The following is a 10,606-nucleotide window of genomic DNA, read 5'->3' as shown; positions in this document are numbered from 1 at the left end:
GATGCAGGTCAAGGCGGCGATCCGCTTCTGCCAGGCGCTGTTCGGTCAGGACTCCGCCGCGCTGATGGGCCGCGCCGCCGACAACGCCATGGTCGTGGTGGAACGCCAGCCGAAACAGGCGGGGTAAGCCTACGCCTTGATTTACATCAAGTTTTTGCCGCGGGCGGTGCCGCATTTGTCAATTGCGCGGCCGGTTTAGACATGGTGTAACGCGACCTATGGCAGCCGCCGATCGCAGCGGCGCCGGCACCGGAACCCGTGGATGACCCTTTGGTTTGTGTTCGCGCTGATGACCGCCGCGGCGATCTTCGCCGTGCTGTGGCCGCTCGGCCGGCCCCGCTCCAGTGGCGGCGGCACCGAGGCGGCGGTGTACAAGGACCAGCTTGCCGAAATCGGCCGTGATGCCGCGGCGGGGTTGATCGGGCCCCCGGAAGCGGAGGCCGCGCGGGTCGAAATCAGCCGCCGCCTGCTGGCCGCGGTCGATGCCGAAAGCGGGATCACCGCGCGCGTCAGCCCGAGGGTTCGGCGCGCGGTGGCGGTGCTGGCGCTGGTTGGGCTGCCGGCGATCGCGATCCTCATCTATCTGCCGCTGGGCTCGCCGCGGATGGCGGATTTCCCGCTGGCGCGACGCAATTTGACGCCGAGCGCGGCCCAGCCGTTCGACAATCTGGTGGCGCAGGTCCAGGCGCATCTGGAGAAGAACCCGACCGACGGCCGCGGCTGGAGCGTGCTGGCGCCGGTGCTGGGCCGGCTCGGCCGCTATGACGAGGCGGTCACCGCGTTCCGCAACGCCATCATTTATAATGGCGACAATGCCGCGCGCCGCGCCGATCTGGGCGAGGCGCTGGCCGCCGCCGCCAATGGCGTCGTCACCGCCGACGCCAAGACCGAATTCGAGCGCGCGGTGGCGCTGGATGTCGACGAGGTCAAGGCGCGCTATTTCCTCGGCCTTGCCGCGGAACAGGACGGCCGCGGCCCCGACGCCGGCGCGATCTGGCGCGCGATGCTGGCGAAGGCGCCGGCCGATGCGCCGTGGCGCCCGACCGTGCAGGCGGCCCTGGCGCGGGTCGGCGGCGCATTGCCGGGCCTGCCGGCGCTGTCCGACGACACCCTCGCTTCGGTGCAGGGCATGAATGCCGAGGACCGCTCCGCCATGGTGCGCGGCATGGTCGACCGGCTGGCGACGCGGCTGAAGCAGGACGGCCATGACGTCGAGGGATGGTTGCGGCTGGTTCGTGCCTATATGGTGCTCGGCGACCGCGACAGCGCGAAAAGCGCGCTGATCGAGGCGCGGCAGGCGGTCGGCGGCGAAGCCGGAAAACTCGAGCAGCTGAATGACGGCCTGAAGAATTTCGGGCTTGATGGATAGGATTTCATGACGCGCAAGCAGCGGCGATTGACGATGATCGGAGGCGCGCTGGTGGTGCTGGCGATCGCGGCTGGCCTGGTGCTGAACGCGCTGCGCGATTCGATCGTGTTCTTCTCGACCCCGACCATGGCGGCGGAAAAGCATGTGCCGGTCGGCAAGCGGTTCCGGCTCGGCGGCATGGTGGAGCAGGGCTCGCTGGTGCGCGGCGACAATCTCGCGGTGAGCTTCACGGTGTCCGACGGTGGCGCCGCTTTGCCGGTCACCTACAAGGGCATCCTGCCGGATCTGTTTCGCGAAGGGCAGGGCGTCGTTGCCGAGGGCGCGCTCGACGCCGGCGGCGTGTTCAAGGCCGACACCGTGCTGGCCAAGCATGACGAGAACTACATGCCGAAGGATGTCGCCGACGCGTTGAAAAAGCAGGGACGCTGGCAGGAAGGCGCCGCCGGCAAGCCCGTCATTCCCCCGGGCGCCTCGCCTGCCACCCAACAGGTGACCCAGTGATCGCCGAAGCCGGACATTACGCGCTGGTACTGGCGCTGGCGCTCGCTTTGATCCAGTCCACCGTGCCGATCCTGGGCGCGCGGCTGCGCGATCCGGGCCTGATGAATGTCGCGCGCTCCAGCGCGCTGGCGCAATTGCTGTTCGCGGCCATCGCGTTCCTGGCGCTGGTGATATTGTACGTCACCTCGGACTTCTCGGTCGTCAACGTGTTCGAGAACTCGCATTCCGCCAAGCCGCTGCTCTACAAGATCACCGGCGTGTGGGGCAATCATGAAGGCTCGATGCTGCTGTGGGTGTCGATCCTGGCGCTGTTCGGCGGCCTGGTCGCCGCGTTCGGCAACAACCTGCCGCTCAGCCTGCGCGCGCATGTGCTGGCGGTGCAGGGCTGGATCGCCAGTGCCTTCTATCTGTTCATCCTGATGACCTCGAACCCGTTTCTGCGCATCGCCTATCCGCCGATCGAGGGCCGCGATCTCAACCCGGTGCTGCAGGATATCGGCCTCGCGGTGCATCCGCCGATGCTCTATCTCGGCTATGTCGGCTTCTCGATCGCATTCTCCTTCGCGGTGGCCGCGCTGATCGAAGGCCGTATCGACGCGGCCTGGGCGCGCTGGGTGCGGCCGTGGACGCTGGTGGCGTGGATCTTCCTGACGCTCGGCATCGCGATGGGCTCGTACTGGGCCTATTACGAACTCGGCTGGGGCGGCTGGTGGTTCTGGGATCCGGTCGAGAACGCCTCGCTGATGCCGTGGCTGTCCGGCACCGCGCTGCTGCATTCCGCCGTGGTGATGGAAAAGCGCAACGCGCTAAAAGTCTGGACCGTTTTGCTGGCGATCCTGACCTTCTCGCTGTCGCTGCTCGGCACCTTCCTGGTGCGCTCCGGCGTGCTGACCTCGGTGCATGCCTTCGCCACCGATCCGACCCGCGGCGTCTTCATCCTGATGATCCTGTGCGTCTTCATCGGCGGCAGTCTGACGCTGTATATGTGGCGCGCCTCGGCGCTGAAGCAGGGCGGGCTGTTCGCGCCGATCTCGCGCGAGGGCGCGCTGGTGCTGAACAATCTGTTCCTGACCACCGCCTGCGCCACCGTGTTCATCGGCACGCTGTATCCGCTGGCGCTGGAAATGATCACCGGCGACAAGATCTCGGTCGGCGCGCCGTTCTTCAACCTCACCTTCGGGCCGTTGTTCGTACCATTGCTGCTGGCGGTGCCGTTCGGGCCGCTGCTGGCGTGGAAGCGCGGCGACATCGCCGGCGTGGCGCAGCGGCTGATGGCGGCGGGCATCGCGGCGCTGCTGGCGATCGCGATGGTCTGGGCCTGGACTTCCGGTGGCGCGGCGCTGGCGCCGCTGGCGATTGGCCTGGCGGTATTAGTGATCGCAGGCGCCGTCACCGATATCGCCGAGCGCATCAGCCTGTTCCGTTCGCCATTCGGCACCACGTGGCGCCGTGCCCGCGGCCTGCCGCGCTCGACCTGGGGCACCGCCTTCGCGCATGCCGGCGTCGGTGTGGCGCTGATCGGCATCGTCTGCGAGACCACCTGGAACAGCGAATATATCGGCACCATGAAGCCGAACGATGTGGCGAAACTGGCGGGCTACGAACTCCGGCTCGATGATATCGCGCAGCGGCAAGGCCCGAATTTCAGCGAGATGCTGGCCAATTTCTCGATCAGCCAGGACGGCCGGCGGATCGGCGCCCTGAGCCCGTCGAAGCGCAATTTCACCGCGCGGCAATCCTCGACCACCGAGGCGGCGCTGCTGTCGCGCGGCGCCAGCCAGCTCTACATCTCGCTCGGCGAGAACGCCGTCGGGGGTGGCATCGCGGTGCGCATCTATCACAAGCCAATGGTGCTGCTGATCTGGTTCGGCCCGCTGCTGATGGCCTTTGGCGGGCTGCTGTCGCTGTCCGACCGCCGGCTGCGCGTCGGCGCGCCGAAGCCGGCCAAGGTGCCGCGCGCGCTGCAGGCGGCGGAGTAGATGTTTGTCTTGCGGTCGAGGAGCCTCCTTTATCACCTCTCCCCATCGGAGAGAGGTCGACTGGCGAAGCGCAGCGAAGCCGGTCGGGTGAGGGGGCGGTGCGCCATCGATGGTCCGGTGCTCCCTCACCCCCGCCCTCTCCCCAACGGGGGGAGGGGGCTTACGGCGTGCTGGGCTCGCAGGGGAGCTTCCATCTCAATGCTGTTGCTGATCGCAACGTTGTTGGTGTCAGCGTCGCCCGCTTATGCCGTGCAGCCCGACGAGATCATGGCCAATCCGTCGCAGGAATCGCGGGCCCGCGACCTATCGCGGGAACTGCGCTGCATGGTCTGCCAGAACCAGTCGATCGATGATTCCGATGCGCCACTGGCGCGCGACCTGCGCCTGTTGGTCCGCGAGCGCATCACGGCGGGCGACAGCAACCGCCAGGTGATGGATTTCCTGGTCGCGCGCTACGGCGAATTCGTGCTGCTGAGGCCGCGCTTCGAGGCGCACACGCTGCTGCTGTGGGGGCTGACGCCGCTGCTGCTGCTCGGCGGCATTATCGCGCTGTGGCGAAGCAACCGGCGGCGGGCGATTGCGCCGGGGGATGACGGCGCAGCGCTCACACTGACCGCCGATGAAGCGGCGCGGGTGGAAAAGTTGCTCGCGGCGGAGGCCGCGGACGGCAAGTTGCCTTAAAAAACCTGCTGCGCGGCGGCTAGGCGGTCGGCAATGCGATCTGAATATTGTGCCCGGTACGTTCGATGTGCTCGCGAAGAATTCGAACGGCGTCCCGGGTGCGACGTTCGATCATCGCATGCGCGATCGCCGTATGTTCCGCCGGCACATCGCGATCGGGCTGGTGCTTCTTCAGGAAGATGCGGCGATAGCGGTCACTCTGGTCGTGTAGCGTGGCGCAGAACTGGCTCAGTAGCGGCATCTGGCACGCCGAAATAAGTTCGGCATGGAAGGCGCGGTGCGCGATCTCCCAGGCTTCCTGTTCCGCCGCGGAGCGGGACCCGCGCTTGCAGCGGCTGAGTTGATGCAGCGTGGCCAGCACGCGACCCTCCCAGGCGACGTCGCCGTGCTGGATCGCTTCCTTGACCGCCAGTCCCTCAAGCTCAACGCGCAGCCGGATGATCTCTGTCAGGTTGCCGGCCGATACCGGCGTGACCCGATATCCGCGCTGGTCGATCCGCGCGACCAGCCCATCATTTTCCAGACGGCACAGCGCCTCGCGCAGCGGACTGAGGCTGACACCAAAGGCCGTGCGCAGGCGATCGAGATTGAGCTTGCTGCCGGGCAACAGCTCACCGCGCAGGATGGAGTCGCGCAAGCGCCTGACGAGGGAGGACGACAGCGTGGTCGGCACGGGATGGGCAGGCAGGGCGCTCATGGTCGCCTCATCCGCCCCCCGCGAAACCGTACAGCGATGCCGGATTGTCCACCAGCGCGAGGCGTTGCGATGTCGCATCCGGAAACCACAGCGGGATCAGATCGACGAGGTCGCCGTCGTTCGGCATCGCTACCGGGCAGATCGGATGCGGCCAGTTGCTGCCCCACAGGATGCGGTCCGGGCGCTGGGCGACCACGCGTTCGATCATCGGCAGCATGTCGCGGTGCGGATAGGGCTCCGCCGACAGGCGATACAGGCTGGCGAGCTTGATCCAGCAACGGTCGGTGTCGAGCAACCGCAGCAGGGTCGTGAAGGCTTCGGAATCGACGCCTTCCGCCGCGCTGATGCGCGCGAGATGATCGAGTACGAACGGGCTGCGCACCTCGCGCAGCAAGGGCGCGACGTCGACCAGTTCGGACGCGCGATTGAAATGCAGCACCAGATGCCAGCCAAGGTCCAGCGTCTCGCCGGCCAGACCGCGCAGGTGGTCGAAGGAAGCGCCGCCGCTGACCACCGTGGACATGCGGCAGCCGCGCATGCCGCGCCGGTGCATGTCCTCCAGTTCCCGTCGCGGCAAGCCGGACGGAATCACCGCGACGCCGCGCAGGGATTGCGGATGGCGGTCGAGCGCCGCGAGGGTGGCGCGATTGTCGGTGCCGTGGGCGCCGCCGTGCACGATCACCGCGCGATCGACACCGAGCGTCGCATGCAACTGCTGCAAATCCTCAAGCGTGCAGTCTTCCGGCGTGTAGCTGCGCGCTTCGCTGAAGGGAAAGATCGCCCGCGGTCCGAACACGTGAACGTGGCAATCACAAGCGCCGCGCGGCATCGCAAAGGCCGGCTTGTTCGGATGACGATCCGGGCCGGCGCAGGGCCTGGGCGGCGCTCCCGGCGCATGTGAACTCATCGCTTCCATTCCGATCGCTGTGCCGACGCGTGTCATCCGTCGCAGCGAGAATTGACGACCGGCCAAACAGCTGTCAACGTAAAATCGACGATATAAAAAAAATCGATGATCTGGGAGGATCGGATGCGGGTACTGTTTTCCGCGGTAGCGGCGTTGGCCTTGGCCTTTCAACTCGGGCAGGCGACGGCTGCGCCATTTCCGGAGCGCGGGGTACGTATCGTCGTGCCATTTCCCGCGGGCGGATCGAACGACGTCGTGGCCCGACTGATCGGGGCCAAGCTTCAGGAGCTCTGGGGGCAGCCCGTGCTGATCGACAACCGCGGCGGCGGGGGCGGCAATATCGGGGCGGAATCCGTCGCGCGCGCGGCTCCCGATGGTTATACGCTGCTGCTGACGGCGCCGGGGCCGTTGGCCGTCAATCAGTCGCTCTATCCGCAACTGTCCTTCAATCCGGAGCAGGACTTTGAAGGTGTAGCGCTGGTCGCGACGGTGCAGATGGTGCTGGCCGTCAACCCGAGCGTCACGGCGACGACCGTCGCCGAGCTGGTCGCACTCGCCAAGGCCTCGCCGGGCAAGTTGAATTTCGGATCGTCGGGCTACGGATCCACCAATCACCTGGCCGGCGAACTGCTCAAGACGCGCGCCGGTATCGATATCGTCCATGTGCCGTATCGCGGCGCCGCGCCGGCGATGAACGATCTGATCGGCGGACAGATTCCGATGATGTTCGACAATATGCCGGCGATCCGTCCGCAGGCGCAGGGCGGCACGATCCGCGCCATCGCGGTCGCCGGTGCGACGCGGTCGCCGATCTTCCCGAACGTGCCGACCATGGTCGAGGCCGGCGTCGCGGGATTCGAGGCATCGTCGTGGTTCGGTCTGGTGGCTCCTGCCAGGACGCCTCCCGAAGTGATCAAGACGCTGATCGACACCGTCGGCAAGGTTCTCACGGATCCCGAAACAGCGAAGCGGCTGGCAGAGGTCGGCGCCGAGCCGGGGACCTTGTCTGGCGCCGCATTTGATGCGTTTCTGCGCGGCGAATCCGCCAAGTGGGGCGAGGTGGTGAAGACCGCCGGGGTCAAGGTCGAATAGCGCCGGCCTCGACAATCGACACGCATACAACACAGAGCGAGAACTTCATGGCCGACCAACCGACCCGACTCGACGAACTGAAGTCGCGCTACGAGACGATGATCGGCTTTACGCCGCCGAAGATCGCCAAACGCCTGGAGCTTGGCATGCGTGTCGATCCCGATCTGGTGTCGGCGCTGGAGGATTGGCGGATCGCCGCCCTGACGCCTGGCGCGCTGGACCAGAAAACGGTGCAACTGATGTCGTTTGCGATTTTGCTCGTGCAGACCTCGGAAGCTGCGACCAACCACGCGAAAGCCGCGATCAAGGCCGGGGCCACGCTCGACGAACTGCATGCCAGCGCGGCGATCGCGGCGCTGTTTCGCGGCGTCGCCGCATTCAATCTCGCCGGCGAAATCCTGTCTGGACTGTTCCCCGAAACGGATCCGGAAATCGCTCGCTGAGGGGGCGGGTCGACGGACCAGACGGCCGTTGGAGCCCGTGGGCCTCCGCGACTTCCCGCCACATAATTTGCTTGCCGGATTACCAAATCTTAATTCCCCCGCCAGCGCGCCGTAAGGTGACGTGGCGCATCTTCAGGTCACACGGTGCCCTTGCCCCCCGCACCGACGCTCTGGAGATTCTTCGATGACCGACCGTCCGACCGATTTCAACAACCTGCCTTCTTTCAAGCCGGCCCGCCGCTCGCTGTTCTCGGCGCGCAAATTCGCGCTGATGGCGTCGGTCGTCGCCGGCCTCGGCGTCGCCGCCTACGGCCTCAGCCCGGCGCCGCGTTCGCTCGACAGTTTCTCGACCCCCGCGCACGCCCAGGTCGACACGCAGGTCAAGGCGCAGGTCGCGGCCCCCGCCGGCTTCGCCGACATCGTCGAGCGCGTGAAGCCGTCGGTGATCTCGGTCAAGGTCAACATCAAGGAGAAGGTCGCCGCGCGCAGCGACGACAACAATAACAACAACGAAGATTCGCCGTTCCAACCGGGCTCGCCGATGGAGCGCTTCTTCAAGCGCTTCAATGGTCCCGACGGCATGCCGCCCGGCATGCGCGGCGGTCGCGGCAGTGGCCGTGGCGCGGTCACCGGGCAGGGCTCCGGCTTCTTCATCTCGGCGGACGGTTTCGCCGTCACCAACAACCATGTGGTCGACGGCGCCGACAAGGTCGAGGTCACCACCGATGGCGGCAAGACCTATAGCGCCAAGGTGATTGGCACCGATCCGCGCACCGACCTCGCGCTGATCAAGGTCGAGGGCGCCACCGACTTCCCGTTCGCCAAGCTCGCCGACGGCAAGCCGCGGATCGGCGACTGGGTGCTGGCGGTTGGCAATCCGTTCGGCCTCGGCGGCACCGTGACCGCCGGCATCGTCTCGGCCTCCGGCCGCGACATCGGCAACGGCCCCTATGATGATTTCATCCAGATCGACGCGCCCGTGAACAAGGGCAATTCCGGCGGTCCGGCGTTCGATACCTCGGGCGAGGTGATGGGCGTCAATACCGCGATCTATTCACCGTCCGGCGGCAGCGTCGGCATCGCGTTCTCGATTCCCGCCTCCACCGTGAAGACGGTGATCGCGCAGCTCAAGGACAAGGGCAGCGTCAGCCGTGGCTGGATCGGCGTGCAGATTCAGCCGGTGACGCAGGAGATCGCCGACAGCCTCGGCATGAAGACCGCCGAAGGCGCGTTGGTGGCGGAGCCCCAGGCCGACGGTCCGGCGGCCAAGGCCGGGATCCAGTCCGGTGACGTCATCACCGCGGTGAACGGCACCCCGGTCAAGGATGCCCGCGAACTCGCCCGCACCATTGGCGGCTTCGCGCCCGGCAATTCGGTCAAGATCAACGTCACCCATAAGGGCCAGGACAAGGTGCTCAATCTGACCCTCGGCCAGTTGCCGAACACGATCGAGGCGAAGGCCGATATCGACCAGGGTGACCGCGGCAATTCCTCGCGCGGCAGCGACGTTCCCCGCCTCGGACTGACGGTGGCCCCGTCGGGCAGCGTGGCCGGTGCCGGCAAGGACGGCGTCGTGGTGACCGAAGTCGACCCCAAGAGCCCCGCTGCCGAGCGCGGCTTCAAGGAAGGCGACGTGATTCTCGAAGTCGCCGGCAAGAACGTCACCAGTCCCGGCGACGTGCGCGAGGCGATCGTCGCCGCGCGCAACGACAACAAGAACAGCGTGCTGATCCGGGTTCGCTCCGGTGGCTCCTCGCGCTTCGTCGCGGTGCCGCTGGCCAAGAGCTGACACCAGCCAACTGATCATCACCAGTCACGGAGAGCGTCGAACGCATTGTCGCCCCCGCCGACGGCGCTCTCCCGGGAGCGAGCCACAAGCTCGCTCCCTCAGTCACCTTCCGGGGGACCAAACCCCATCTTCCGGAAGGCACAGTGGGCGGTGAAGTTTCCCCCAGCTTCACCGCCTATTTCTTTGAAGACAAGGCGCGTTTCGCCGCCTTGCATGAAAGCCCGGTGCGCGCCATGGTGACTGACATCCACACGACCCAGCCTGAATCCGATCCCCAGATGCGCCTGCTCATTATCGAAGACGATCGCGAATCCGCCGATTATCTGGTCAAGGCGTTTCGCGAGGTCGGTCACATCGCCGATCTCGCCAGCGATGGCGATGAAGGCTTCGCGCTGGCCGACAGCGGCGATTACGACGTGCTGGTGGTCGACCGCATGCTGCCGAAGCGCGACGGCCTCTCCGTGATCGGCGGCTTGCGCGAAAAGGGCAACCACACCCCGGCGCTGATCCTGTCCGCGCTCGGCCAGGTCGACGACCGCATCAAGGGCCTGCGGGCCGGCGGCGACGACTATTTGCCGAAACCCTATGCCTTTGCCGAATTGCTGGCCCGGGTCGAGGTGCTGTCGCGCCGCAATGGCGGCCCGGCCGAGGAGACCAGCTACCGCGTCGGCGATCTCGAACTTGACCGGCTGTCGCACCGCGTCAACCGCGGCACCGAGGAGCTGACGCTGCAGCCGCGTGAATTCCGGCTGCTCGAATATTTGATGAAACATGCCGGCCAGGTGGTGACCCGCACCATGCTGCTGGAAAACGTCTGGGATTATCACTTCGATCCGCAGACCAACGTCATCGACGTCCACATTTCACGGTTGCGCTCCAAGATCGACAAGGGCTTTGAACGGCCCTTGCTGCACACGATCCGCGGCGCCGGATACATGATTCGTGACGGCATTCGGTAGTTAGCGCGCTCAGCGGGCTGAAGCAGACTTCGCGGAGAGGGAATCAACGATCGGAATCTTAAGGAGAGGTTGATGCAACCATGAGTGGAGTGGTGATCGTTTGTTCACCGCTGATTTGCCGCACGTTTGCAAACACTCAAAGTGATATCATCTCAGGCTAGTGTATGTTCCCTAATAATTCTGCTGTGA

The 10,606-nt window shown here is 66.1% G+C and carries 9 protein-coding genes and 1 pseudogene; 8 read left to right on the top strand and 2 right to left on the bottom strand.

What is annotated here, in order from left to right:
* Positions 1 to 262 precede the first annotated feature (262 nt).
* From ccmI to Q0S16_RS19390, 4 genes and pseudogenes are all read left to right on the top strand, one after another.
* Complete coding sequence (gene ccmI / locus Q0S16_RS19405; RefSeq protein WP_295851694.1) at positions 263 to 1,369, top strand: c-type cytochrome biogenesis protein CcmI; 1,107 nt, start codon at positions 263 to 265, stop codon at positions 1,367 to 1,369.
* A 6-nt stretch (positions 1,370 to 1,375) separates the two neighbouring features.
* Positions 1,376 to 1,804, top strand: a pseudogene (gene ccmE / locus Q0S16_RS19400) (cytochrome c maturation protein CcmE); the annotation flags it as partial.
* A gap of 62 nt (positions 1,805 to 1,866) precedes the next feature.
* Positions 1,867 to 3,849, top strand: coding sequence for a heme lyase CcmF/NrfE family subunit (locus tag Q0S16_RS19395; RefSeq protein WP_295851690.1), 1,983 nt, complete (start codon positions 1,867 to 1,869; stop codon positions 3,847 to 3,849).
* 198 nt (positions 3,850 to 4,047) lie between these two features.
* On the top strand, positions 4,048 to 4,530 hold the full coding sequence (locus tag Q0S16_RS19390; RefSeq protein ID WP_295851686.1) for a cytochrome c-type biogenesis protein CcmH: 483 nt from the start codon (positions 4,048 to 4,050) through the stop codon (positions 4,528 to 4,530).
* Between the two features lie 19 nt (positions 4,531 to 4,549).
* Here Q0S16_RS19390 and Q0S16_RS19385 read toward each other — a convergent pair whose 3' ends face one another.
* Positions 4,550 to 5,227, bottom strand: coding sequence for a GntR family transcriptional regulator (locus Q0S16_RS19385; RefSeq protein WP_295851683.1), 678 nt, complete (start codon positions 5,225 to 5,227; stop codon positions 4,550 to 4,552).
* Between the two features lie 7 nt (positions 5,228 to 5,234).
* Complete coding sequence (locus tag Q0S16_RS19380) at positions 5,235 to 6,134, bottom strand: amidohydrolase family protein (RefSeq protein WP_295851680.1); 900 nt, start codon at positions 6,132 to 6,134, stop codon at positions 5,235 to 5,237.
* A gap of 123 nt (positions 6,135 to 6,257) precedes the next feature.
* Here Q0S16_RS19380 and Q0S16_RS19375 point away from each other — a divergent pair, with 123 nt between their 5' ends.
* The 4 genes from Q0S16_RS19375 (at position 6,258) to Q0S16_RS19360 (ending at position 10,417) form a co-directional block, all read left to right on the top strand.
* Positions 6,258 to 7,226, top strand: coding sequence for a tripartite tricarboxylate transporter substrate binding protein (locus Q0S16_RS19375; protein WP_295851677.1), 969 nt, complete (start codon positions 6,258 to 6,260; stop codon positions 7,224 to 7,226).
* Between the two features lie 47 nt (positions 7,227 to 7,273).
* A complete protein-coding gene (locus tag Q0S16_RS19370; protein ID WP_295851674.1) occupies positions 7,274 to 7,669 on the top strand; it encodes a carboxymuconolactone decarboxylase family protein in 396 nt (131 codons plus the stop codon).
* Between the two features lie 184 nt (positions 7,670 to 7,853).
* Positions 7,854 to 9,458, top strand: a complete 1,605-nt coding sequence (locus Q0S16_RS19365) for a Do family serine endopeptidase (RefSeq protein ID WP_295851672.1) — start codon at positions 7,854 to 7,856, stop codon at positions 9,456 to 9,458.
* 278 nt (positions 9,459 to 9,736) lie between these two features.
* Entirely contained in the window at positions 9,737 to 10,417 is a 681-nt protein-coding gene (locus Q0S16_RS19360) for a response regulator transcription factor (RefSeq protein ID WP_295851696.1), read from the top strand.
* Positions 10,418 to 10,606 lie beyond the last annotated feature (189 nt).

This window comes from Tardiphaga sp. (genome assembly GCF_025356345.1).
GTDB lineage: Bacteria > Pseudomonadota > Alphaproteobacteria > Rhizobiales > Xanthobacteraceae > Tardiphaga.
The sequence above is the reverse complement of the archived record's forward strand: the minus strand, read 5'-3'. Positions and strand labels throughout refer to the sequence as shown.